The sequence below is a fragment of the Nocardioides sp. BGA-UO-ETr-FS32 genome (genome assembly GCF_059567905.1).
Genome location: NZ_JCAQOX010000003.1, coordinates 42,216 through 64,037 on the forward strand (window position 1 = coordinate 42,216; position 21,822 = coordinate 64,037).

A 21,822-nucleotide genomic window follows, 5' to 3' on the forward strand; every position below is an offset into this window, starting at 1 on the left:
CCGCCGGCCCAACCGGTGGTGAACCAAGAGAAGGGAATGAGCATGCCGACCAAGCTCGATCAGTTGAGCTCTGACCTCGACGAGGCCTTCGCCCGGACACCGCAGGCAGAGGCCATGCAGTGGGCGATGGCGCCACTGCTCCGCCTACTGACCCATGGCCGCCCGGTCTCTGCTGAGGAGCTGGCAGCGAGCGCGGGCCGAGACGTGGAGGAAGTACGGCAGGTGCTGCCCACACTGCCGAGCGTGGAGCTCGATGAGCAGGGACGAGTTGTGGGAAGCGGCATCACGCTGAACCCCACCCCTCACCGGTTCGTCGTCGACGGTCAGACCCTGTTCACGTGGTGCGCCCTGGACACCCTGATCTTCCCGAGCCTCCTGGGCAAGGCAGCGCAGGTCGAATCGCCATGCCAGGGCACCGGTGAGCCGGTCAGGGTCAGCGTCACCCCCGATGGCGTTACTTCGGTAGAGCCAGCCACCAGCGTGGTGTCAATCGTGACCCCTAGCGAAGTCTCAGCGATCCGGTCGTCGTTCTGCAACCACGTGCACTTCTTCGCATCTGAGCACGCCGCCTCGAGTTGGCTGGACCAGAGGCCGGAGGCCACCGTGGTCCCGGTCGCGGAGGCTTTCGAGCTGGGCCGGCGGCTGGCCGTCGCCCGGTTCACTGACTCAGCGGGCGGTTCGTGTTGTTGACCTGGCGGTCCCTGCACTCCGTCGACCACACGGCGTCGCCGCGGCAGGCCGCGCCCCGCGTCGCGGCCTGCCTCGCGCCTCGTGGCGTGGCAGTGGGCAGCGTCAGGGACTCGTTCGACCGCGGCGCGCTTCACCGCTGGAACTGGGGCGCCCAGACCATGAAGGAGAGCAATTCCAGATGACACAGAAATCTAGGCAACAAGGATCCCCGGGAACCACCGCGCTGGGTGTGGGCGCGGTCGCTCTGATGGTGTTGTGCTGCGTGGGCCCGGCCCTGCTTGTCGGCGGCGGCCTAGCCGCGCTCGGCGGGTTCCTGTCCAATCCGGCGGTGGTGATCGCGGGGCTTGTGCTGCTCGGTGCCGCGCTGATCGTGTTCGTCCGCCGGCACCGGGGGTCGCTCGACCAGTCCTGCTGTCCGCCCGACCGGAATCAAGACGTTGATCCCACTCGCATCACCCAGCACCCCCCCCGAAGCCGACCAGCACTGACCGAGCACCACGCAAATACGGGAACGGAATGCCACCGATGAGTCAAAGTACGGGCCGCAAGGCCACTCCCCCGCGCTCAGGGAACTCGCCGCGGAGGCGTCGCGTGCCGTGGCTGATTGCGGGCGGCGTCGCCGTCGTGATCGTCCTGGCCGTGGTCGCCACCCAACGCGGCGCCGGGTCGCAGGGCGGGTCTCAGGGTGCCGGCACCTCGAACAGCGCGCAGCAGCCACCGACCGAGCAGATTGAGCTGTCCTCGACAGGCGGATCCGAGGTTGGCGACCAGGCACCGCAGTTCAGCGCCACCACTACGGCTGGCGACCGGTTCGAGATTCCTCCCGGCAAGCCAGCCGTCATCTTCTTCATGGCCGGCTGGTGCCTCACCTGCATCCCCGAGGCCCAGGCGCTCGGAGAAATCCATGACGAGTACGGCGACAAGGTCTCAGTCCTCGGAGTCGATGCTGATCCCCAAGACGACCTGGAGTTGGTGCGCGAGTTCGCCCAAGAGGCCGACGCGGAGTATGGCTTCATCCGCGATGGTGACGGCACCCTGACCCAGGCGCTCAAGGTACAAGCGCTGGACACGACCGTGATCATCGACGCAGAAGGCCGCATCGTCTTCCGTGATGCCGTCCCCACCGATGGGGAGACACTGCGCAATGCCCTGCAGGAGGCGGGACTGTCATGACCGGATTGCTGTTCGCTTTCGGCGCCGGCATGCTGGCCACGGTAAACCCGTGCGGCTTCGCCCTGCTGCCAGCCTTCTTCGCCTACTACCTTGGGACGCCAACTGGCGCGGCTGAGCGGACCGGAACCCCGTCCGTGATCGCCCGCGTCGGTCAAGGCTTCATGGTCGGGCTCGCCGTCAGCGCCGGGTTCGCCATGGTCTTCACCTTGGCTGGGCTGTTGATCTCGGTCGGACTTCGGTCGCTGGTCGGTGCGGTGCCTTGGGCCGCCGTGGTGATCGGCGTCGGCCTGGTTGTGCTTGGGCTGATGTTCCTGACCGGCCACCAGATCCAGTTCCGTCTCACGCGCGGCACCGGCGTGGGCGCCAAGCAGGCTACTGGCTACCGCGGGCTGGTCGCGTTCGGCGCGGCCTACGCGGTTGCGTCACTGTCGTGCACCCTGGCGGTGCTACTCGCAGTCGTGGCTCAGGCCACCGCGACCGCCAACCCGTTGCAGCTCTTGGGCGTCTTCGCCGCCTACGCCCTCGGCGCAGCGTCGATTCTCGTCGCTTTGGCGATCGCAGCAGCGCTCGCCAAGGAGACGCTCACCCGCAAGATCCGTGGCCTCTTGCCCGTCGTCACTCGCCTCGGTGGCGCGGTCCTGGTCCTGTCTGGGATCTACTTGGTGATCTACTGGCTCCCCGCCCTGACTGGGAACCGCAACAGCCCGTCGATGGGGTCCGCCACGGAGGGGATCTCCGCGCAGCTGACCGGATGGCTGAACGAGAACCAGAGCACGGTCGCGATCGTGGCGCTGATCCTCGCCGTCGCAGGAGCCGCGGCGGCCCTTCGGTCACGACGCAACAGCCGAGCGGCCGATCGAGTGAAAACCGACGTCGACGACTGCTGTGCGACTCCGCGTCGCGATGCCAAGGCGCTGGATGCCGACGGATCCTGATAGCCAGATACACTCAACTGTCGATGCGTAAGGGAGGACGAACCAGGTGACACCGCAGGCCCAGGTAGGTAGCACCGCCACGAATCTGCTCCCCTCTCAGGAGGCGGGCGTCGAGGTGGTAGCGAAGTTCTTCCGTGCCCTTGCCGATCCCTCCCGTCTTCGCCTGCTGCAGTACCTGCTGACCGAGGAGCACTCGGTCGGTCAGTGCGTCGAGCACATCGGCTTGGCCCAGAGCCGGGTCTCCGCGCACCTGGGCTGTCTCGCCGACTGCGGCTACGTGCAAGCGCGCCGCGAAGGACGCCGCACGCTGTACCGGGTCACGGACCCGCGGGTCGCCGAGCTGGTGATGTACGCCCGCGGGCTCGCTGCGGACAACACCGCTGCGCTGGCCGCGTGCGCGCTGATCGAACCGGCGTAAGTAACGCCCGTGCCGGCCCGCTTGCTGCAGTTGATGGTCCCGGATCTGGCGAACGTCCCGGTGACCGGCACGGGGTGCTGCGGGGCCGTCGCGCCCGACGACCTGGCGCGTGGGGAACTGGACTCCTGGCCCGGGGTGCGCGTGCAGAGCCTTGACGTGGCCAGCGGTGTCATCGTCCTTGCCCTCGCGGAAAAGGCGCCTTCTGTCGTAGATCTGCTCGATGCCCTGCACGATCTGGGCATCAAGGCCCATGTGGACGAGGACCACTCAGCATAAGCCAGCCCAGCCATCCGGTCCTTTAGTCCCCCGGTTTGTGGGTGCCGAGTCGCACCCACCAATCCCAGACACCCGTCGCTGTCCCGGTCATCCAAAGAAACGAGTCACTTTCGTGGCGATTTCGCCCCCACCACGACAAACGCGGCCGCTCCGCATTCTCGACAGGCTGACCGGAGCGCGTCGCCGGGTCGCCGCGTCCCTGCTCGTGTCGCTGGCCCTGACGGCGTTGGCCGCATGCAGCGGGGAAGACAAGCCGACCGGACCTGTGGCGGAGACCGGTACGGCCGGCGACCTGGAGGGTGTCGCCGAGTACCCGGGCCTGAGCCGTAACCACGTCGAGGGGACCGTCGACTATCCGCAGAACCCGCCGGTCGGCGGGGACCATGCACCGGTGTGGATGAACTGTGGCGCCTACACCGAGCCGGTCGAGCCGACGATGGCGGTCCACTCCCTCGAACACGGGGCGGTGTGGGTCGCCTATGACCCCACACTCGCCTCGACCGACGTGCAGGGTCTCGCCGCGCTCGCCGACACCAACGGGTACGTGCTGGTCTCCCCGGTCGAGGGCATGGACGCCCCGGTGGTGGTCACCGCGTGGGGGGTGCAGCTCCCCCTCGAGGGGCCGGCCGACGAGCGCCTCGCCGACTTCGTCACGAAGTACGCCCAGGGGCCCCAGACGCCGGAGCCCGGCGCGCCGTGCACCGGCGGCTTCGGAGGCGGGGGCTGATGGCGGAGGCCGCACCCCTGGAAGACGCCCTCGACACCGCCCGCGGCCTCTACCTCAACGACCCCGGCGCGCTGGCTCACCAACCCCCGCAGGACTTCCGGAGATGCCCACGAGTGACACGCCGTGTCACCGGCCAAACCTGCGTTTCCGCAGGTCAATCCACAGGTTCCTGGCCCCAGCAGGTCACACAGCTGAGGAACTCAGGACTTGGTCTCGACACGGGGTAACGTATCGTGACAGGCGGATAACAGGACCAGGATGGCGAGCTTGCGGCCCACCTGGGTGGTGAACCAAAGGAAGGGAGATGACCATGCCCACCAAGCTCGATCAGTTGAGGTCTGACCTCGATGAGGCTCTCGCCCGCACACCGCAGGCCGAGGCCATGCAGTGGGCGATGGTCCCACTGCTCGGCCTGCTGACCCCTGGCCGCCCGGTCTGCTGAGGAGTTCGCGGCGAGCGCGGGCCGTGACGTGGAGGAAGTACGGCAGGTGCTGCCCACACTGCCAAGCGTGGAGCTCGACGAGCAGGGCCGGATTGCGGGAAGCGGCATCACGCCGAACCCCACTCCTCACCGCCGGTCGCCGCCCGGGCGTCCGCATCGACACCCGGGACCGGCCACGCGGCGGCGGTGGGGTGTGGCAGGTTGAGCCGGCGCCGGATCGTCCGCTTCCCCGGGCCTGAGGCGGTCCGACGCGTCGAACACGGTGAAGCGAGCCCGCATCAGGCGATGTGTTGCTCGAATCTCACCGCGCGGTGTTCTGCTTCACTGTTCACAGATAGCGGCAGACGTGGTCCGATGTGCAGGTCTCGGGCGCCAGGTCGGCGGCTTGATCGCGCAGGGTCGCGATTGTGGCGCGGAGGTCGGTCAGCGCGGCGAGCTGCCGGTCGATCTCGGTCAGCCGTGTGTCCAGCAGGTCACGCACGTGGCCGCACGGTGCCTGGCCGTCATCCCGGATGTCGAGGATCTGCTTGATCTGGGCGAGTGTGAGCCCGGCGGATTGACCACGGCGGATGAAGTCGACCCTGGAAATCGTCTCGATCGTGTAGTCGCGGTAGCCGCTCGGCGTGCGTTCAGCGCGCGGCAGGAGTCCTTGCTCTTCGTAGAAGCGCAGGGTCTTGGTGGTGGCGCCGACGGTCTCGGCGAGCTCCCCGATCCGCATTCGTGACCTCCTGTGGCGCAGGTCTCACTTGACCTTCCCCTGTACTGGAAGGACCAGTATTGCCGTATCAGGGGCCGTTGCCCAACCAGACCGGGGAGGTTTCGGGATGCAGTCGACGTATGACCTGGCAGTGATCGGATCGGGGGGCGGCGCGTTCGCCGCCGCCATTCGCGCGACCGGGCTGGGTAAGTCGGTGGTGATGATCGAGCGTGGCACCTTCGGGGGCACCTGTGTGAACACCGGCTGTGTGCCCTCCAAGGCGCTGATCGCCGCCGCGGAGGCCCGCCATGTGGCCGCGGACGCATCGACCCGGTTCCCCGGCGTCGCCGCAGCGGCTGCCGCGGTGGACATGCCGGCGCTGGTGGCCGGCAAGCAGGACCTCGTCGAGTCGCTGCGCGGCGAGAAGTACGTCGACGTCGCCGACTCCTACGGCTGGCAGATCCGCCACGGCGACGCCGCGTTTGCCGGCACTCCGGACGCTCCCGTGCTCGAGGTCACCGCCGCCGACGGGACTGTCGAGACCATCGAGGCACCGCAGTACCTGGTGGCCACCGGGTCCCGGGCCTGGGCCCCGCCGATCGACGGCTTGGAGGAGACCGGCTACCTGACCTCGACCACGGCGATGGAGCTGACCGAGGTCCCCAAGTCCCTGCTGGTGCTGGGCGGCGGCTACGTCGCGCTGGAGCAGGCTCAGCTGTTCGCCCGACTCGGGTCGAAGGTGACCCTGCTGGTGCGTTCCCGGCTGGCGTCGAAGGAGGAGCCGGAAGTCTCCAGGACGCTGCAGGAGGTCTTCGCCGACGAAGGGATCCGCGTGGTACGCCGGGCGGTCGTCTCCGCGATCACCCGTGACGAGTCGACTGGAGAGGTGGTCGCAACAGCGGAGGTCTCCGGCGGCGTCCAGGAGTTCCGCGCCGAGCAGGTCCTGGTCGCATTGGGTCGGCGCCCGGTCACCGACGGGCTCAACCTCGACGCCGTCGAGGTGAAGGCCGGCGAGGCCGGCGAGATCCTTGTCACCGACCAGCTGCAGTCCTCGAACCCGAGGATCTGGGCCGCCGGGGATGTCACTGGTCACCCCGAGTTCGTCTACGTCGCCGCCTACCACGGCACCCTGGTTGCTGAGAACGCCTTTACCGACGCCGACAGGTCGGTGGACTACACCCGGCTGCCGCGAGTCACGTTCACCGGTCCGGCGATCGGGTCGGTCGGCATGACCGAGGCCCAGGTCCTTGAGGCCGGGATCCGCTGCGACTGCCGGGTCCTGCCGTTGCATTACGTGCCCCGGGCGCTGGTCAACCGCGACACCCGCGGTTTCATCAAGATGGTCCTCAATGCCGACACCGGCGAGATCCTCGGCCTGACCGCGGTCGCCAAGGACGCCGGTGAGCTCGCGGCCGCCGGCGTGCATGTGCTCGGCAAAACCGTCACCGAGGTCGCCGACGCGTGGGCGCCCTACCTGACCATGGCCGAAGGTATCCGGATCGTGGCCAAGGCCTTCTCCACCGACATCTCCAAGCTGTCCTGCTGCGCCTGACCCGCACGCAGACAGCACCCACTCACACAGGAGGCATCCGTCATGTCCGACCTCAGCACCCAACTCACCGATCGACTCACCCAGACCCAGGAGACCGGTCTCGACGCCGGCCTGCTGGTCCCGCTGCTGCGACTGCTTGTCGAGGGCGACCCGGTGACCCTCGCGCAGCTCGCCGCGGCTGCGGGCCGCACCCTCGATCAGGTACGCACCGTCCTGGCCGCGGTGCCGGATACCGAGTACGACGACCAGGGCCGGATCATCGGCCAGGGCCTCACACTGCGCCCCACCCCGCACCGGTTCACCGTGGCCGGTGAGGAGCTCTACACCTGGTGCGCGCTGGACACCCTCATCTTCCCCACCCTCCTCGGCCGCGCGGCACGGGTGGAGTCGGTCTCCCCCGTCAGTGGCGACACCATCCGGGTCACGATCGACCCGGACGCAGGGGTGACCAGCATCGAACCGGCCACGGCGGTGGTGTCGTTGGTCAACCCCGAGCAGATCACCTCGATCCGCTCGTCCTTCTGCAACCAGGTGCACTTCTTCGCCTCGGCCGAGGACGCAGGCGGCTGGCTCGCCGAGCACCCCGGCGCCGAGGTGGTGCCGGTGGCCGAGGCCTACCGGATCGGCGCCGACCTCGCGGCCGGATTCCTGGACCAGACACAGCAGCCCACCGCCACCGCTGCCGATTCCTGTTGCTCCTGAACACCCGAGACACGAGGAAGACCTGTTCATGAACGACAACCGTGACCCCTCCACCGGCGGCGGGCTGCTGCTCGGCGGCGGCGCGGCGCTGCTGATGATCCTGTGCTGCGCGGGCCCCGCCCTGGTCGCAGCCGGCGTCCTGACCGGCATCGGCGGCCTCCTGCGCAACCCGTGGGTGATGGGCGCCGGCCTCGCGCTGCTAGGCCTCGCCGTGCTGGGCATCGCCCGCCGCAGCGGCGGCGACAGCACGGACTCCTGCTGCGCCCCGCCCACGCACACCAGCGACACCACCGACCGCACCATCCACGACACCACTGACGGACCCACCCGGTGACCCACCCCCGCTCCCGCTCCCGCCGCCGGACCGCTGCGGGGCTCGCCGCCCTGACCAGCGTCGCTGTCCTCACCCTCACCGGATGCGGCTCCGGTTGCTGTGGACTCAGCGCAACAGACGGCTCAGCGAGCAAGGACGGCACAGTCGCCGTGAGCAGCATCAACGGCCAGAAGATCGCGCTGCCCGCCACCGACAAGCCCACCGCGGTGTCCTCTTCTCGGTCGGATGCGGGGAATGCGTGATCGGAGTCGGTGAACTCGGCGAGGCCGCCACGGCCGCCACGGCCGCCGAGGAGGCGGGAGTCGATGCGCAGTTCCTGGCCATCGACATGGATCCCGGCGAGTCCAAGGACCTGATCAGCGACTTCATGGACTACGTCGACGCCGAGCACGTTCCCCCCGCGATCGACGCCGGTGCCGCGGTCTCCCAGCGGTTCCAGGTCGCATCGCTCTCGACGCTCATCGTCATCGACGCCGACGGCAAGCTGACCTTCCGCGGCACCGACCCCGCAGCGCAGACGATCACCGCTGAACTGGAAAAGGCCGGCGCCTGACCATGACTCCGCTGCTCACCCTTGCCTTCGTCGCCGGGATGGTCGCACCCGTCAACCCGTGCGGGTTCGCGCTGCTGCCAGCCTGGATCACCCACACCCTGGACGACCCGAGCTCGCACGGCGCACCGGCCCCGATCCGGGTGCTCCGTGCCATGCGCGCCGGGGCGGCGTTGTCCCTCGGATTCGCCGGCACCCTCGCGCTCGCCGGGCTCCTGATCAGCGCGGGGGCCCGGTGGATCATCCAGGCCGCCCCCGCACTCGGTTTCGCCATCGGCATCGTGCTGCTCCTGCTCGGAGCAGCGATGCTCGCCGGCCGCTCACTGTCCCTTCGGTTGCCCCGGATCCCCGGCCGGGCAACCGAAGGGCTCACCACCACCCGCATGGTGGGCTTCGGGGTCGGCTACGCCGCCGCCTCGATGTCGTGCACCTTCGGGGTGCTGCTCGCCGTGATCGCCTAGGCCCAGGCCACCGCCAGCTTCGCCGGCCTGCTGCTCGTCTTCGCGACGTACGCAGCCGTGTCAGCCACGCTGCTGCTCCTGCTCGCTTTGATGACCGGTCTGGCGGGTGCCGCGCTGACCGCCAGGCCAGCACCGTGGCCCGCTACGGACCACGGGCCACCGCGGCCGTCCCCCTGCTCACCGACGCCTATTTGGCCTGGTACTGGTACCCCGCACTCCACGGCGGCCCAGTCACCACCGGACGTACCGGCGGGCTGGCCAGCATCGCCGCGACCGCCTCGACTTGGATCCAGGCCCACGCCACACCACTCGCCCTGGTCGCCGGCCTCATCATCCTAACCGCGGCCACCGGCGCCATGATCGCGGGGCGACGGGCCAAAGTTCACGACACGAGCCTGGTCACTACCTCGACCCAAAACCGTCGGGGCGCCCAAGAGCCGACTACGGTGTCGGCAACGCTCGAAAATGAGGCCGATCCGACGCTCGAAAACGAGGCCACCGGTTCGTGCTGTCTAGTCTGCCGTGTCTTGGGTCTTGATGCTGGGCAGGGTGTCGATCCCGCGGTTGCGTAGCCGGTAGCTGGCGCCCTTCAGGGTGAGGACGTCGGCGTGGTGGACGACGCGGTCGATCATCGCTGCGGCGACGGCCTGGTCGCCGAAGACACCGCCCCAGCCGCTGAAGGGCAGGTTGCTGGTGAGAATCAGCGAGGCGTGTTCGTAGCGGCTGCTGACCAACTGGAAGAACAGGTTCGCGGCGTCCTGCTCGAAGGGCAGGTAGCCGACCTCGTCGACGATGATCAGCCCGTAGCGCCGCAACCTCGCGAGCTCGTTCGGCAGCCGGCCGGCGCGGTGGGCTTCGGTGAGCCGGGTGACCCACTCGGTCGCGGTCGCGAACAAGACCCGGTGGCCGTGGTGGGCGGCGGCGATCCCTAGACCGGTGGCCAGGTGGGTCTTGCCGGTGCCGGGCGGTCCCAGCAGCACGACGTTGCGTGCCTCGGTGAGGAACCCGCCCGATGCCAGGGAGGCGATCTGCTGGCGCACGGCGGGTTGGGCGTCCCAGTCGAACTCCTCGAGCGTCTTCCTGGCGGCGAACCCGGCGGCACGGATCCGCAGTTGTGCGCCTGATGCGTTCCGGGCGGCGACCTCACGGTCGAGCACGGCGGCGAGGTACTCCTCATGGGTCCAGCCGGCGTCGCGGGCATGATCAGCCAGTCGGCCGGCTGCTTCGGTGATCCGGGGCGCCTTCAACGCACCCGCCAAGTAGGTCAGCTGCTTGAGTGCCTCGGTGGCGTCGGTGTTCCTCTTCGTGCCCATCAAGCGACCTCGCCGTCCGCAGCGCCATCGGTGAGCCCGCCGTCGATCAGGCCGAAGGCCCGGTCGTAGTCAGCCAAGTCCCGCCCGAGTTCCTCGTCGGGATCCGCGGCAGGTCGGGGCATTTGGAACTGCTCCCGCAACACCTTCGCAGCGGCGACGTGTGCGGGGTCGGTGACCGTCATCCCGCGTGCCCAGACTCGGTCATGGGACGCGGCCAAGCGCCCGTCGTGACGGACCTCGACCCGAGCCAGGTCCGCGAGGACGTCGACGAACCTTCCGATCACGTTCGGGTCGACCGAGTAGTCGTTGCTGTCGACACGGACGTAGTAATCACGCCCCAGCCGGACCCGGTTGACCCATCCCACTGCAGGTGCGACCGGGGGCAGCGGCAGCATCGCCGCCCGGTCGGCGTCGAGCAGGTCGACCGGTCTGGCCTTGATCGTGCGCACCACCCTCGCGTTCGCCTTGGCCAGCCAGTCGCCGAACTGGGCGTCGAAGTCGGCCGGCGATGCGAACTCCCGGCCGGGCATGAAGGAGGTCTCGAAGAACCCGTTCCTGCGTTCGACCAGACCCTTCGATTCGGGGTCGTAGGGCTTGAGCCTGACCAGCGTGGTGGCCAAGGTGCCGGTGAACGCACCGACGCCGTCCGCGTGCCGCTTGCCACGGCCGATCCCAGATTCGTTGTCCCAGATCAGCCGCCGCGGGACGCGGCCCAGGGTCTGCAGCAACTCCCACATAGCCAGCAGCAGATCCTGGGTATGCCGAGTCGGGATCATCTTCGCGACCATGAATCGTGAGTGCGCCGCGGTGATCACCATGACCGGCAGCAGCACCTTCGAGCCGTCCTCGAGTGGGATCTTCTTCGGCGGGAACCACAAGTCGCACTGCGCCGCGTCCCCGGCCAGCCAAGTCAGCCGGTCCGCTGGGTCGACCGGTCGATGCTCAGGACGTAGCCGCCGGACGTTGTCGCGGAACCACGTGATCGACCCCGTCCAGCCGACCCGCTCGGCGATCACCGTCGCCGGCATGTCCGGCGTCTTCTCGAGCAGTTGCCGCACCGCCGGTTCGAACGGCGCGAACGCCGTCGACACCGCCGGCCGCTCGTACTTCGGCGGCCCGTCCGAGGCCACCGCCCGCGCCACCGTCGACCGCCCGATACCCAAGTCCCGCGCGACCTGACGCTGCGGAACACCATCCGCCACCAGCCGCCGGATCAAAGCCCAATCCTCCACAGAGATCACCCATCCAATCTGTCTGGGTGGCCTCGTTTTCGACCGTCGCTATGGCCTCGTTTTCAAGCGTCGTCGACATACGGACGAGCGCCACCGCTGCTGACCCGCACATCCGCGAGAGGACAACCAACCACCGTCCGACACGGAGGGAACCCCCTTGTCCACCCCAACCGCGCCGACTGTCCTGCCGGACTGCCGGACTGCCGGACTGCCGGACTGCCGGACTGACCAGGACCGTGGCAGCCCCACCCCTCGTCCCGCTCACACCGCGCGGCCTGGTCCTGACCGGCGCCTACCTAGCCCGGTAATCCGCATCTGCGCACGGCCGAGGCTCGCGAACTGGCCGCCCCGGAACTTCGCTGCGGACGCCAATGTGTCCTGCTGCGCCTGCCAACACCCATCGTCGCCGTAGGGAGATCCCACATGACCGCCCCCACCCCAACCACGACCGAGGCCGGGCCGGCGCACCAGACCGCGGCAGCGGCGTTGACCCGGGCAAGTCCGAGCCCGGAGACTTCCACGGGTCGTCGGTGGGTTCCAGGGTCACCATCAGGTCGCTCTTGGCATAGTCGACCAGGTTCTCTTCGACCCCCCTTCGGCTCCGGACCGGCAGCCCCGCAGAAGTCCGGGCGGAACCGGTAATGCGCAGCGAACCGGACGTAGTCCCGGGTCGGCACCACCACGTTCGCGACCACCGCCCCTTCAAGGAGCCCCTCCGGTCGGCCAGCACGACCTTCGGGATCCCACAGTCGGTCCCGGCCGGGTCATCCCAGCGGCGCTTGACCAGGTCGGGGTGCCGCACCGTGGCGGTGTCCCGGACGGTCGTGGCGGGTGCGGTGCCGGCCAAGCACGGCGCCGTGGATCCCCGCAATCCGCATCAGCCGGGCGACCTGGTCGCGACCGACGTCGATCCCGGCTCATCGAGCTGCCTTGTGGAGTTTGCGAGCGCCGCAGACGCCCCAGTTCTCGGTGTGCAGGGTGATCAACACGTTGGCCAGGTAGGCCTCCTCGAACTCAGCAGCTGTCACTGGCTGCCGACGGCGCTCGTAGTAGGTGGAACGCGCGATCGAGGCACCGCGCTCGGACAGCCCGGCGCAGATCGGCTCGACGCCGAACCAAGACTTGTAGGTCTCGATGTAATCGACGATCACTTGAGTCGGCGGTCGAGCTCCGCCTGGGCGATAAACGTGGGGCTGTTCTTGAGGGTCTCGTTGGCCCGTCCTAGCTCGGCCACGCGCTTCTTCAGCGCCCCGATCTCCTCGCCCTCACTCGCCCGCCGCGACCGCCCTCGGCGCCATCGTTGGGCCAGCGCGGCGGGCCCGACACACGGCGCCGACCCGGCGCCGTCGATGCCACAGCATGGCGGCGGTCAGCAGCACCGCGCCTACAGTCCAGAACGGCCAGGTGGTGGGCGCGACGGCAGCGCCGCCTCCGGCGGCAGCGCCACCCGCCGCCGCAGTAGCCGCCAGGGGGGTGCAGCACAGACCGATCATCGACAGCCCGGCGCCTAACGCTGTGCTCAAGGCTCCGAGCGTCGCGAGCGTGCCGGTCAGCAGGTGGCCGAGGGCGCGACGCACCCAGTTTTGCGTCATCGGGGCGACTGTAGGCATCAGCACTGTCCCCGTCGCCGCGCAGACGAGACCGCAGGCTGGTTGAGGGTGCGGCCGGCCACCGCTAGGGGGAAGTCAGTGGCCGGCCGTTCTCCCAGCACCCAGTGCGACGAGTGCCGAAACTTCATGGACATGGTCAGCTCAGATGCAGCAGACACCGGTGTCGACATCAGTGTCTTTCGCTGTCCGGGGCGTGGGTGACAAGGCTGGGCGCGGCGTGTGGAGCGCAGCACTCCGCGTCGGCGACCTGGTCTCCCGTGGACAATTCACGGTCACCGCCGGAGCGCCGGTGGTGGAACGAAGCCGCGGCAACCGCCACCACAACGACGACGGCGGCAACCGCGATGAGATTGGAGTGGCCCTGAATCCAGGCGGTCGCTGCTGCAGACCAGGTAGCGAGTCCTCCCCCGCGGGCAGCAGGAGCAGAGTCACCGGTTGCTGCGGGATACCAGTACCAAGCCAGATAGGCGCCGCTGACGACGAGCACGACGGCAGTGATGCGAGTCCCCTGCCGTGCCAGGGCAGTTACCTTGCGAGTGAGAGCGGCGCCTGCGGCCCCTGTGGACACCGCGACGAGGATCAGGACGGCCGCGGAACCGGAGGCATAGGCGGCAAAAACCGCGAACAGGCCAGCGACGCTGGCGACGGCTTGGGCCTGCCCGATGACGGCCAGCAACACACCGAAGGTGCAGGACAAAGAGGCGACGGCGTAGCCGACGCCGAAAAGCACCATGCGCCAGGCGCTCGGCGGGCCAGCCGCCTTGCCGAGGCCGGTTGGAAGATGCAGTTTCAAGCTCAACGAGCGGCCGGTGAGCGTGACGAGGCCGACCAGCAATAGCAGGAGACCGGTAACAAGGCCCAACATGGGGGCGGCTGTGATCAACGCACGGGCACCTGCGCTGACGATGAGCCCAGCAGCCACCAAGGTCCCGGCGAAACCGAGGCTCAGGGCAGCCCCGGAGCGTAGGGCACGTGAGAGGCGGACCGGCAGCGCTGAGGTATCGGCGTCGCCGAGGGAAGCAGTGATCCAAGCCGGCAGCAAAGCAAAGCCGCACGGGTTGACCGGCGATAGCATGCCGGCCGCGAAGGCAAGGGCGAGGAGGCCGTTCATTCGGCGCCCGCCTCAATCAAGGCGTCTTGAATCTGTCGGGAGGACGGGTCGGTGGCCCGGTAGCTGACCTCGCCTGCAGGGTCGACCACGATCAGCGTGGACAGGGCGGCAACCTGGTAGCGACGGGCTAGCTGGGCGTTCGTGTCGACGGTGGTGGCCAGCTCCGGTGCTTTGATGTAGTCCAGGAACTGCTCGATGGTGGCCTCCGATTCGCTCGGGTCCATGTCTACTGCGAGGAACGTCGCCTTTCCGTCGAACTCCCGGGCCGCCTCATCGAGCGACTTCGCCCCACCCACGCATTCGCCACACCCCACGGAAAAGAAGAACAGTGCGGCGGGCTCCTTCGCAGGAACTGCCAACGTCGTCCCGTCGAGCAGCGACACCGTGTCGCCAGTACTTCCGCCACCCGTGCTGGTCGTGGGCTCGGTGGTGCCGCATCCGGACAAGCTCACCGCGGCGGTCGCGACGGCCGCGACCAAGGCCAGGGCGGACCGGCGGCTCAAAGCAACGCGGTGGCCGGCGGGGGGTGTCAGCCTCATCACGTGTGGACCTTCCTTGAAGTGCTGGACCCTGCTTCGCGGGCCGCTCGGCAGGGACAACTCGGGCTCTGCAGGCTGCGCAGCGCGTCAGTGAGCGTGTCGGTGGGTCAGCGATTGCTCTGAACGCTCGTTGTGTGCAAATCGCTGCCCGGCGGCGGAGGACAGCAGGCAGTGACGTCTCGCCGACCGCGCATCCAAAGGGCAACCCCGCCGGCGAGCAGCACCAATGCCGGGAGCAGTAACCAGGGGCTGCGCAGGGCGCCGCCGAGCCCGGCCAAGGCGCCGCCGGCCACCAGGGCGGGGCCGGCGCAGCAGAGGATGGGCAGCGCGACAACACCGATCATGGCCATGATGCCGAGCAAGCCGCCCTCGCGGTCCGCAGGAACACGCGTCACTGGGTTGCCTCCGTTCCGGAAATGTGGGCGCAGCATGCGAGGGCGGTGGCGTTGTCGGCGACCAGGGCGCGAGCCAGCATGACGAGGTCGGCGACACGGGGATCCCCGACCGAGTACCGCAACTTCTTGCCGTCGCGGCGGGCACGGACATAGCCGCAGTCCACGAGGCAGGAGAGGTGTACAGACACCCGCGGCTGCGAGATCCCGGCGTGCTCGACACAGTCGGCCGAGGTGCGCTCGCCGGCCAGGATGAACTGCAGCAACGTCAGCCGGGTGGGATCGGCGAGCGCACGGAAGAATCGAGCCGTGGTGTGCACGTGCGAACACCGTTCGCCCGACGCAACCGGGGCCGAAAGCTCTGAAACTGGGCTGCTCATGTTTGGTCTCCGTACCTTCTATTCGTTGTTGCGCATAGTATTGCTGACCCAGTGCGATTCGGCAAGCCGCATAGTGAGTTCGCTCGCGACCGCATCGACACCGACCCCTGACCGGCGACCGGGGATCTTCCCCGGGGCCGGACAGGGCCAGGCGACACGATTGCCGGGAGAGAGTGCCGTCACGCGCAGCAGGAGGTGGGCATCTCGTTGCGGAACAGGCCGGCCACAATTCGGAGGCTCTCGGCCATGGTGAGGTAGGGCGCCCAGGTGTCGGCGAGGTCGTCGACGGTCATTCCGGTCTTGATGGCGTAGGTCGCGGCGAGCATGATCTCTCCGGCGCCCTCAGCGGCCGCGTGCACGCCGAGCACCTTGCCGGTGTCGGCGTCGGCGATCAGCTTGATGGCGCCGCGCGTGTCGCGGTTGGCCAACGCTCGCGGGACGTCCTGAAGTCCCAGGACGCGACAGGCGCAGCGATGTCCGCGCCGCAGGGCCTCTTCCTCGCTGAGTCCGGCCGAGGCGATCTGCGGTCGCGTGAAGACCACCGCCGGGAGGCCGGTGTAGTCCACCCGCGCCTCCGAGTGTTCGTCCACGGCGTTCTGGGCTGCCACCTTTCCTGCGGCCGCGGCCACGTAGACGTACTGGGGGGCGCCGGAGACGTCCCCGGCGGCGTACACGCGCGGGTTGGAGGTCCGCTGATGGTCGTCGATGACGACGAAGCCCCGCTCGTCGGTCTTGACGCCGGCGGCCTCGAGGTTGAGCGCCGCGGTCCGCGGGCTGCGGCCGGTGGCGACCAGCAGCCTGGCTCCGCTCAGCCGTTGCCCGGAGGTCGTGGTGACGACAATGTCATCGCCCGATGCCTCGACGCGCTCAGCGTGCTCCTCGACGAGGGTGATGCCGTCATCGGCGAAGACTCCGCGTAGCACTTGCGCGATCTCCGGCTCGGCGTGGGGCGCCAGGCGACCGATGAGGGTGACGCGGGCGCCGAGGTGAGCGAACAGCTGGGCCTGTTCCATGCCCACGTAACCGCCGCCGATCACCAGCAGGGACTCCGGCAGCTGTTGCTGCTCCATCGCGGTGGTGGAGGTGAGGTAGTCGATCTGGTCCAGGCCGGACAGGTCAGGTTCAGCGGGCTCGGCGCCGGTGGCGATCAGGTAGGCGCCAGCTCGCAGCGTCGAGCCGTCGACCTCCAGGGTCTCCTCGTCGACGAAGCGGGCCTCGCCGTGTCGCACTTCGAAACCGTACGCCGCGGCGACGTCGGCGTACTTGGCCTGGCGGAGCCGACCCACAAGTTCGTCCTTCTGTTCGACCAGCTGGGCCAGGTCGACGGGGTCGGCCGATGTGGGCGCACCGAGGAAGGGGTTGCTCATCGCGCCGTGTCGCGCGCCCGCCGCGGCCAACAGTGTCTTGGATGGAACGCATCCGATGTTGACGCAGGTGCCGCCGAGAGTTGCCCGCTCGATCAGCACGACCCGCTTGCCTGCCTGGCGGGCCGCGATAGCGGCGGACATGGCGGCGCCACCGGAGCCGACGACGGCCAGATCGAAGTGCACTTCGTTGTTCATATGGAGCCTCCTAGGAACCGTCGCAGGCGACTGCTTCGGCCGCTTGATTGGTCGAGGTGTCAGCGGTTGACACCTGGAATGAAGGGACAGGACCGCAGGGCAGGCGCGTTGTCTTCGGTCAGCGAACGGGCCAGGGCGACCACGACGCGCACCCTCGGTTCACAGATGCGGAAGCGCTCGTCGCCACCGCGAGGCGCCGAGACCAGGCCACGCTCAGCGAGGTATCGCAGATGAGCAGTGGTTGACGGCGCTGCCGCGCCGAGAGCGTCGACGCACTCGGGCAGAGTGCGTGCCCCAGCAATGAGGAGCTCGAGAAGTCGAAGACGTGCCGGGTCTGCAAACACCGCAAAGACGTCCGCCAAGTTGACAGGGACAGGTTCCGGACGGGAACGACACGGCTCGAACCCCGACTGACCAGCCACGCAACGTCCCCTCGTCATCCTATTCGCTTTCGCGTATCGATCCTAGGTCGTGCCAACTCATCGGTCAAACCGGATCGACACACGGATGCGTGGATCGGCGGCGCCCTTCGCGTCCACTGATTCGGGCCTGGTAGATGCGCCGCGCGGACTGCGATTACCATCTGCTTATGCGGATATGGAGACAGGTTGTTCACGGCGGTCACTTGGGCGGTGTCGCCCGGGTGATGGGGCGGTACGGCGCGGTGCCGTTCGGCGCGGGCGCCCTGGTCGTGCTGCTGGCCCCACCAGCCTCGGCGCACGACGAGATCGAGGAAGCGCTCGCCGCCGGCGCTGGCCCCACAGACTGGGTCTACGTCCTGGTGAGCGTCTTGGCGCTCGCCGGCCTTGTCGTTGTGACCGGGGTGCGGCTGCTGCAGAAGGCCGGTCTGGTCGGTGGCCCCAGGCTGCGGTACTGGTCGCCCTTGGCGCAACTGTTGCTGGGGTGGGTTCTGCTGGGGCTCACGCAGGCGATGGCGTCGCGGTTCGCGTGGGTCACCCCGGGGTGGCTGTGGAACGCCGGCTACTTCCTGCTTCCCGCTGCCCTGGTGATGGTCTGGGTCGTGGCGATCACCAACTTCAAGTCAGGTCTCAGCGTCGTTCTCCGGAGGAGGCGGTACCGATGGATTGCCGCAACGGTGGGAACCTGGTTCCTGGCCGTGTCGTTGTGGGCGGGGAACATGGTGGCCGTCGCGGAGCCGCATGACCTGCCGCCGGCTGGGACACCGGCGTTCGCGGCGGTGGCTTGGACGCACGGGCCCGTCGCCGCGTGGCCCACGGTGGAGTTCTGGCTCCCTGGCCCCGACATCTTCGGCGCGCTCAGCGCCGGGATGGTGCCGGTGCTGTTGACCATCGCGACCCTGATGGGCTTGGCGTTCGCCGCCGGAATCCACGCCTTGCTCCAGCGGTTGAGCGGCACGTCGGCAGGAATGGGCCGGTTGGCAGGTCTGGGGACGCTGGGGACGGCCGGGTTGAACGTGTGTTGCTGCTGTGCGCCCACGATGTATCCGGTCCTGGCCCTCCTGATCGGTCCCGCCGCGGGTGCTTCCGTGTCCGCGTGGTTCCTCGGCAGTTCCTCACCCTTCTACGACCTTGGGCTGGTCGCGATGATGGCACTCACGATCGGGTCGCTACGGTCCCTGCTGCCCCGCGGCAGCATGAACGCGTCGCTGGACTCGGCACCTCCCGCGAACTCGGGCGCGCACCCACGGGTCTCAGTCTGATGGTGGTTCGCGCTTGCCCGCCGGTTGCCACGTGTCGGCCCAGCTCGAGGAGCTGGCCGCAGGGCGCCCGGAACGCCCGGGACCCGGGCCGCCGGCTCGCGCGGAACGCGCGTGGATGCGGAGGACGGCGTTCAAGAGGCCGATGTGGGTGAATGCCTGCGGGGTGTTGCCGAGATGGTCACCGGTGGCGGGGTCGAACTCCTCGGCGAACAGGCCCGCTCGTCCCGACATCTTCAGCAACGCCTCGCACGTCGCTTCAGCCTCCTTGTCCTTCCCGGACATCGCGAGCGCCTCGACGAGCCAGAAGCTGGCGATGCCGAACGCGCCCTCGTGCCCGGGGAGCCCGTCGCCTGCCGTAGCGAGGTAGCGCCACAGCAAAGCGTCGTCGACGGCGCCTAGAGGTGTGAGCTGCGCCCGGACCGCGTCGATCGTGGCGGCGACGAGCGGGTCACTGCCCTCCACGAACCCGACACTGGGCAGCATGAGCAGGCTGGCGTCCACGGTGTCGTCGTCGTAGGCGCGGCGGAACCGGCCCTGCACCACACCGCGTTCGAGGACCTCCGTGCGCAGGGCGTCGGCCTCTCGCCGCCACCAGTCATGGTCCCCCTCGAGGGCATGGGCTTGGACGAGTCGGCAGCCGCGGTCCAGGGCGACCCAGGCCATGGCCTTGGAGTGCACGAAGTGCCGGGGCCGGTCGCGGACCTCCCAGATGCCGCTGTCGGGTTCGCGCCAGTTCTCGGCCACGAAGTCGACCAGCCGCCGAAAGTGCGGCCACTCCTCGCGCATGGTGTTCTCGCCGAGGATCTCGCAGATCATCAGACAGTCCAGCAGTTCGCCATAGCTGTCGAGCTGGAACTGGTGCTCGGCGCCATTCCCGACCCGCACCGGCCGGGATCCGCGGTAACCGTCCAGGTCGTCGATCTCCTGCTCGGGCAGATCGGTGCGTCCATCGATGCCGTACATCACTCGGAGTGGTAAGTCATGGGCCGCCGTGGTCTCACACAGCCAACGGGCGTAGGCGCGGGCCTCGTCGGTGCAGCCGAGCAGGTACAGGGCGTTCAGGGTGAGCCCGGCATCGCGTAGCCAGGTGTAGCGGTAGTCCCAGTTGCGCACTCCCCCGACATCCTCGGGCAGAGACGTCGTGGCTGCCGCGACGACTGCCCCGCTCGGTTCGTAGATGAGCATCTTCAGCGTGATAGCGCTCCGGACGACCTCGTCGTGCCAGCGTCCGTCGTAGTCGATGCCGTCCACCCAACGGCGCCAGTGCCGGGCCGTGGCGTCAAGATCGCCGGCAACGTCGTCTGCGGTGATTGGGAGCGAGGGGGTAAGCGCATGCGGTGCGACCCGGAGTCGAAACCCCCACCGCTGGCCGGCGGTCAACGTGGCGTTGCCCATTGCTCGGTCGTCGTACTGCTCGAGGGCGACTGGTCCGGCGAGCTGGAAGGCGCGCTCGTCGTTGGTCCAGGACGCTGACTCCTGTCCGAGCGTGAGGTGGGATGGCCGGCGTCCCCAGTCGGTGCGGAACTGCGCCTGGACCTCTACCGGTACCTGGCCTTCGAGTCCTTCGACCAGCCACAAGATCTCTTGGACCTCGCCCTCTTGTGGCCAGCGCATCGCCACCGTCATTCGCGCGCTGCCGAGGCTGCCGGCCCACTCGTAGCGCAGCACGCCGGTCCCCGGCAGGTAGCTGACCTCCGTGCACACGCAGTCCACCGGGGCTATGTGGAGATGTCCACCGCGGCCCCGGTCCAGCAGGGGCCACACTGCCGGGTCGGTGTCGAAGCGGGTCGGGCAGAACCACTCGACCCGGGCCTCAGGCCCGAGGAGGGCGAGCGAATGGCCATCCCCGATGGCAGCGAGGTCCGCGAGGTCCGGATAGGCGCCGGGATCAGCCACGCCGGCTGCGCTTCGCCGAGTCGATGTCGATGACGACCTTGACGTGATCAGAGCCGCGATCAAGCGCCTGCCGGTAGTCACGCAAGCTGACCCGGCGCGTGATCAGTCTGCTCAGCCAGCCTGGCCACCGGTTCTCGGCCTCCTCCAAGGCTCGCACGGCAGCCTCGAAGTTGCCCCGGTCGGCGTTGACTGTGCCCAACAGCACCTTGTTCTGCAGGACCGTTTCCATGTTCAGGTGGTCCACGGGCAACTCGACGCTCCGATCACCACCCGACACACCGGTCAGGACGGCCACACCGTTTCGTCCCACGATGTCCAGGAGGGTGAAAGCCAGCGGGCTGTAGCCGGTAGCCTCGATGGCGATGTCGATCGGACCGAACCGGTCGGCAAGTTCTTGCCCCAGCTCCACGTCCTCGGCAGAGACGAATCTCGCCCCCAACTCCTCCACCAGGTCCGGTTTCGGGCCACTGCGGCTGCGGTTGTAGACGATCACCTCCATGCCGCGCAGGGACAGCAGCATCGCCGCCAGCAGGCCGATCGTCCCCGCACCGGTCACCAGCGCGCGTTGCGGTTGCCACGTCAACCGCTGTTGGACCGTGTCCACCTGCTCGAGCGCCTTCACCGAAATCGTGGTGGGCTCCACGAGCATCCCGACCTCGACCAGGCGTTCCGGCACCGGCACCAGATAGTCAGGGTTCTCGGTGAACCGCTCGACCAGGAACCCGTGACGACCCTTGATGCCGCGTTCGGTGTACAACCCGTTGAGGCAGTAGTCCCACTCCCCGTTCGCGCAGTTCACGCACGGGACCGGATCGGGGCGTCGAACGATCGGCACCACGAGCTGGCCACGCACCAGCGGGCCCGCGGGCGTGACGATCCGCCCAAGACACTCGTGCCCGAAGACCAAGTAGTCGTCTCCCTTCGGAGCCTCGCCGTAGGCGCCGGAGACAAGCTCATCATCGGTCCCGTCGACGCCCACACCGATCACCTCGACCAGCGCTTCCCCGCGGGCCGGTACCGGATCCGGAAGATCTATCAGCCGGTCACTATCGGCCTGCCCGGGACTGATCGCCAATGCCTTCATGACCACCTCCATCAGAATCCGGCAAAGAGCACGTACCCGTCCGATACATCTTGATACCCAGATGC

General features: G+C 68.6%; 28 protein-coding genes and 1 other annotated feature. Of the genes, 15 read left to right on the top strand and 13 right to left on the bottom strand.

The window, feature by feature from the left end; genetic code table 11:
- Positions 1–42: 42 nt before the first annotated feature.
- The 9 genes from merB (AC57BS_RS01045) to AC57BS_RS01085 all read left to right on the top strand — a co-directional run bounded on the left by merB (AC57BS_RS01045) (position 43) and on the right by AC57BS_RS01085 (position 4,866).
- On the top strand, positions 43–690 hold the full coding sequence (gene merB, locus AC57BS_RS01045; protein WP_496409694.1) for an organomercurial lyase MerB: 648 nt from the start codon (positions 43–45) through the stop codon (positions 688–690).
- 178 nt (positions 691–868) lie between these two features.
- A complete protein-coding gene (gene merT / locus AC57BS_RS01050; RefSeq protein WP_496409695.1) occupies positions 869–1,219 on the top strand; it encodes a mercuric ion transporter MerT in 351 nt (116 codons plus the stop codon).
- A gap of 62 nt (positions 1,220–1,281) precedes the next feature.
- A complete protein-coding gene (locus AC57BS_RS01055; protein ID WP_496409696.1) occupies positions 1,282–1,863 on the top strand; it encodes a TlpA family protein disulfide reductase in 582 nt (193 codons plus the stop codon).
- A complete protein-coding gene (locus AC57BS_RS01060; protein WP_496409697.1) occupies positions 1,860–2,798 on the top strand; it encodes a cytochrome c biogenesis CcdA family protein in 939 nt (312 codons plus the stop codon). Before AC57BS_RS01055 ends, AC57BS_RS01060 begins: the two co-directional genes overlap by 4 nt.
- Before the next feature lie 46 nt (positions 2,799–2,844).
- Positions 2,845–3,216, top strand: a complete 372-nt coding sequence (locus AC57BS_RS01065; RefSeq protein WP_496409698.1) for an ArsR/SmtB family transcription factor — start codon at positions 2,845–2,847, stop codon at positions 3,214–3,216.
- Positions 3,217–3,225: 9 nt separating this feature from the next.
- Positions 3,226–3,492: a hypothetical protein gene (locus AC57BS_RS01070; RefSeq protein WP_496409699.1), complete on the top strand. Its 267-nt coding sequence runs from the start codon at positions 3,226–3,228 to the stop codon at positions 3,490–3,492.
- A gap of 265 nt (positions 3,493–3,757) precedes the next feature.
- Positions 3,758–4,219, top strand: coding sequence for a thioredoxin-like domain-containing protein (locus AC57BS_RS01075; protein ID WP_496409700.1), 462 nt, complete (start codon positions 3,758–3,760; stop codon positions 4,217–4,219).
- Between the two features lie 304 nt (positions 4,220–4,523).
- Positions 4,524–4,661, top strand: a complete 138-nt coding sequence (locus AC57BS_RS01080; protein ID WP_496409701.1) for a hypothetical protein — start codon at positions 4,524–4,526, stop codon at positions 4,659–4,661.
- Entirely contained in the window at positions 4,642–4,866 is a 225-nt protein-coding gene (locus AC57BS_RS01085; protein WP_496409746.1) for a hypothetical protein, read from the top strand. The genes AC57BS_RS01080 and AC57BS_RS01085 overlap by 20 nt, the downstream gene beginning before the upstream one ends.
- Before the next feature lie 123 nt (positions 4,867–4,989).
- Here AC57BS_RS01085 and AC57BS_RS01090 read toward each other — a convergent pair whose 3' ends face one another.
- Complete coding sequence (locus AC57BS_RS01090; protein WP_496409702.1) at positions 4,990–5,379, bottom strand: heavy metal-responsive transcriptional regulator; 390 nt, start codon at positions 5,377–5,379, stop codon at positions 4,990–4,992.
- 106 nt (positions 5,380–5,485) lie between these two features.
- On the opposite strand from AC57BS_RS01090, the gene merA (AC57BS_RS01095) reads away from it, so the two are divergent.
- The 5 genes from merA (AC57BS_RS01095) (at position 5,486) to AC57BS_RS01115 (ending at position 8,957) form a co-directional block, all read left to right on the top strand.
- Positions 5,486–6,910, top strand: coding sequence for a mercury(II) reductase (merA, locus tag AC57BS_RS01095; protein ID WP_496409703.1), 1,425 nt, complete (start codon positions 5,486–5,488; stop codon positions 6,908–6,910).
- 42 nt (positions 6,911–6,952) lie between these two features.
- Positions 6,953–7,612 carry an organomercurial lyase MerB gene (gene merB, locus AC57BS_RS01100; RefSeq protein ID WP_496409704.1) on the top strand — a complete coding sequence of 220 codons (660 nt, stop codon included), beginning with the start codon at positions 6,953–6,955 and terminating at the stop codon, positions 7,610–7,612.
- A 28-nt stretch (positions 7,613–7,640) separates the two neighbouring features.
- Positions 7,641–7,946 carry a mercuric ion transporter MerT gene (gene merT, locus AC57BS_RS01105; RefSeq protein ID WP_496409705.1) on the top strand — a complete coding sequence of 102 codons (306 nt, stop codon included), beginning with the start codon at positions 7,641–7,643 and terminating at the stop codon, positions 7,944–7,946.
- Positions 7,947–8,184: 238 nt separating this feature from the next.
- On the top strand, positions 8,185–8,499 hold the full coding sequence (locus AC57BS_RS01110) for a TlpA family protein disulfide reductase (RefSeq protein WP_496409706.1): 315 nt from the start codon (positions 8,185–8,187) through the stop codon (positions 8,497–8,499).
- Positions 8,500–8,501: 2 nt separating this feature from the next.
- A complete protein-coding gene (locus AC57BS_RS01115) occupies positions 8,502–8,957 on the top strand; it encodes a cytochrome c biogenesis CcdA family protein (RefSeq protein WP_496409707.1) in 456 nt (151 codons plus the stop codon).
- Positions 8,958–9,469: 512 nt separating this feature from the next.
- Here AC57BS_RS01115 and istB read toward each other — a convergent pair.
- The 10 genes from istB to AC57BS_RS01165 all read right to left on the bottom strand — a co-directional run bounded on the left by istB (position 9,470) and on the right by AC57BS_RS01165 (position 17,536).
- Positions 9,470–10,270, bottom strand: a complete 801-nt coding sequence (gene istB, locus AC57BS_RS01120; protein ID WP_496409708.1) for an IS21-like element helper ATPase IstB — start codon at positions 10,268–10,270, stop codon at positions 9,470–9,472.
- Positions 10,270–11,511: an IS21 family transposase gene (gene istA / locus AC57BS_RS01125; protein WP_496409709.1), complete on the bottom strand. Its 1,242-nt coding sequence runs from the start codon at positions 11,509–11,511 to the stop codon at positions 10,270–10,272. The genes istB and istA overlap by 1 nt, the downstream gene beginning before the upstream one ends.
- 908 nt (positions 11,512–12,419) lie before the next feature.
- Positions 12,420–12,653 (bottom strand): hypothetical protein, encoded by a 234-nt coding sequence (locus AC57BS_RS01130; RefSeq protein WP_496409710.1) that lies wholly within the window; start codon positions 12,651–12,653, stop codon positions 12,420–12,422.
- Positions 12,593–12,692: a sequence feature (AL1L pseudoknot), on the bottom strand. It overlaps the preceding gene by 61 nt.
- 75 nt (positions 12,693–12,767) lie before the next feature.
- Positions 12,768–13,094: a hypothetical protein gene (locus AC57BS_RS01135; protein ID WP_496409711.1), complete on the bottom strand. Its 327-nt coding sequence runs from the start codon at positions 13,092–13,094 to the stop codon at positions 12,768–12,770.
- A 187-nt stretch (positions 13,095–13,281) separates the two neighbouring features.
- Positions 13,282–14,223, bottom strand: coding sequence for a cytochrome c biogenesis CcdA family protein (locus AC57BS_RS01140; protein WP_496409712.1), 942 nt, complete (start codon positions 14,221–14,223; stop codon positions 13,282–13,284).
- Entirely contained in the window at positions 14,220–14,762 is a 543-nt protein-coding gene (locus AC57BS_RS01145) for a TlpA family protein disulfide reductase (RefSeq protein ID WP_496409713.1), read from the bottom strand. Before AC57BS_RS01145 ends, AC57BS_RS01140 begins: the two co-directional genes overlap by 4 nt.
- A 107-nt stretch (positions 14,763–14,869) precedes the next feature.
- The gene (gene merT / locus AC57BS_RS01150; RefSeq protein WP_496409714.1) at positions 14,870–15,193 is read right to left on the bottom strand and encodes a mercuric ion transporter MerT; all 324 of its coding nucleotides are present in this window, start codon (positions 15,191–15,193) and stop codon (positions 14,870–14,872) included.
- Positions 15,154–15,534: an ArsR/SmtB family transcription factor gene (locus tag AC57BS_RS01155; RefSeq protein WP_496409715.1), complete on the bottom strand. Its 381-nt coding sequence runs from the start codon at positions 15,532–15,534 to the stop codon at positions 15,154–15,156. The genes merT (AC57BS_RS01150) and AC57BS_RS01155 overlap by 40 nt, the downstream gene beginning before the upstream one ends.
- Before the next feature lie 179 nt (positions 15,535–15,713).
- Positions 15,714–17,096, bottom strand: a complete 1,383-nt coding sequence (gene merA / locus AC57BS_RS01160; protein WP_496409716.1) for a mercury(II) reductase — start codon at positions 17,094–17,096, stop codon at positions 15,714–15,716.
- Between the two features lie 59 nt (positions 17,097–17,155).
- Entirely contained in the window at positions 17,156–17,536 is a 381-nt protein-coding gene (locus AC57BS_RS01165; protein WP_496409717.1) for an ArsR/SmtB family transcription factor, read from the bottom strand.
- A 185-nt stretch (positions 17,537–17,721) separates the two neighbouring features.
- Between AC57BS_RS01165 and AC57BS_RS01170 the strand changes: the two genes are divergently transcribed.
- Entirely contained in the window at positions 17,722–18,777 is a 1,056-nt protein-coding gene (locus tag AC57BS_RS01170) for a hypothetical protein (protein WP_496409718.1), read from the top strand.
- On the opposite strand, the gene AC57BS_RS01175 is transcribed toward AC57BS_RS01170, so the two are convergent.
- Both AC57BS_RS01175 and AC57BS_RS01180 read right to left on the bottom strand, forming a co-directional pair.
- Positions 18,769–20,754, bottom strand: a complete 1,986-nt coding sequence (locus tag AC57BS_RS01175) for a glycoside hydrolase family 15 protein (protein ID WP_496409719.1) — start codon at positions 20,752–20,754, stop codon at positions 18,769–18,771. The two genes, AC57BS_RS01170 and AC57BS_RS01175, sit on opposite strands and share 9 nt — an antisense overlap.
- Positions 20,666–21,757 (bottom strand): glucose 1-dehydrogenase, encoded by a 1,092-nt coding sequence (locus tag AC57BS_RS01180; RefSeq protein WP_496409720.1) that lies wholly within the window; start codon positions 21,755–21,757, stop codon positions 20,666–20,668. Before AC57BS_RS01180 ends, AC57BS_RS01175 begins: the two co-directional genes overlap by 89 nt.
- Between the last annotated feature and the right edge of the window lie 65 nt (positions 21,758–21,822).

What these genes read in the sequence shown, in the direction of transcription:
- AC57BS_RS01115 (WP_496409707.1), top strand. Translation starts at nt 8,502, where the DNA reads ATGACTCCGCTGCTCACCCTTGCCTTCGTCGCCGGGATGGTCGCACCC.
- merT (WP_496409695.1), top strand. Translation starts at nt 869, where the DNA reads ATGACACAGAAATCTAGGCAACAAGGATCCCCGGGAACCACCGCGCTG.
- merB (WP_496409704.1), top strand. Translation starts at nt 6,953, where the DNA reads ATGTCCGACCTCAGCACCCAACTCACCGATCGACTCACCCAGACCCAG.
- merB (WP_496409694.1), top strand. Translation starts at nt 43, where the DNA reads ATGCCGACCAAGCTCGATCAGTTGAGCTCTGACCTCGACGAGGCCTTC.
- AC57BS_RS01060 (WP_496409697.1), top strand. Translation starts at nt 1,860, where the DNA reads ATGACCGGATTGCTGTTCGCTTTCGGCGCCGGCATGCTGGCCACGGTA.
- istB (WP_496409708.1), bottom strand. Translation starts at nt 10,270, where the DNA reads ATGGGCACGAAGAGGAACACCGACGCCACCGAGGCACTCAAGCAGCTG.
- AC57BS_RS01155 (WP_496409715.1), bottom strand. Translation starts at nt 15,534, where the DNA reads ATGAGCAGCCCAGTTTCAGAGCTTTCGGCCCCGGTTGCGTCGGGCGAA.
- AC57BS_RS01165 (WP_496409717.1), bottom strand. Translation starts at nt 17,536, where the DNA reads ATGACGAGGGGACGTTGCGTGGCTGGTCAGTCGGGGTTCGAGCCGTGT.
- merT (WP_496409705.1), top strand. Translation starts at nt 7,641, where the DNA reads ATGAACGACAACCGTGACCCCTCCACCGGCGGCGGGCTGCTGCTCGGC.
- AC57BS_RS01080 (WP_496409701.1), top strand. Translation starts at nt 4,524, where the DNA reads ATGACCATGCCCACCAAGCTCGATCAGTTGAGGTCTGACCTCGATGAG.
- AC57BS_RS01140 (WP_496409712.1), bottom strand. Translation starts at nt 14,223, where the DNA reads ATGAACGGCCTCCTCGCCCTTGCCTTCGCGGCCGGCATGCTATCGCCG.
- AC57BS_RS01135 (WP_496409711.1), bottom strand. Translation starts at nt 13,094, where the DNA reads ATGACGCAAAACTGGGTGCGTCGCGCCCTCGGCCACCTGCTGACCGGC.
- AC57BS_RS01180 (WP_496409720.1), bottom strand. Translation starts at nt 21,757, where the DNA reads ATGAAGGCATTGGCGATCAGTCCCGGGCAGGCCGATAGTGACCGGCTG.
- AC57BS_RS01090 (WP_496409702.1), bottom strand. Translation starts at nt 5,379, where the DNA reads ATGCGGATCGGGGAGCTCGCCGAGACCGTCGGCGCCACCACCAAGACC.
- AC57BS_RS01145 (WP_496409713.1), bottom strand. Translation starts at nt 14,762, where the DNA reads ATGAGGCTGACACCCCCCGCCGGCCACCGCGTTGCTTTGAGCCGCCGG.
- merA (WP_496409716.1), bottom strand. Translation starts at nt 17,096, where the DNA reads ATGAACAACGAAGTGCACTTCGATCTGGCCGTCGTCGGCTCCGGTGGC.
- merA (WP_496409703.1), top strand. Translation starts at nt 5,486, where the DNA reads ATGCAGTCGACGTATGACCTGGCAGTGATCGGATCGGGGGGCGGCGCG.
- merT (WP_496409714.1), bottom strand. Translation starts at nt 15,193, where the DNA reads ATGCTGCGCCCACATTTCCGGAACGGAGGCAACCCAGTGACGCGTGTT.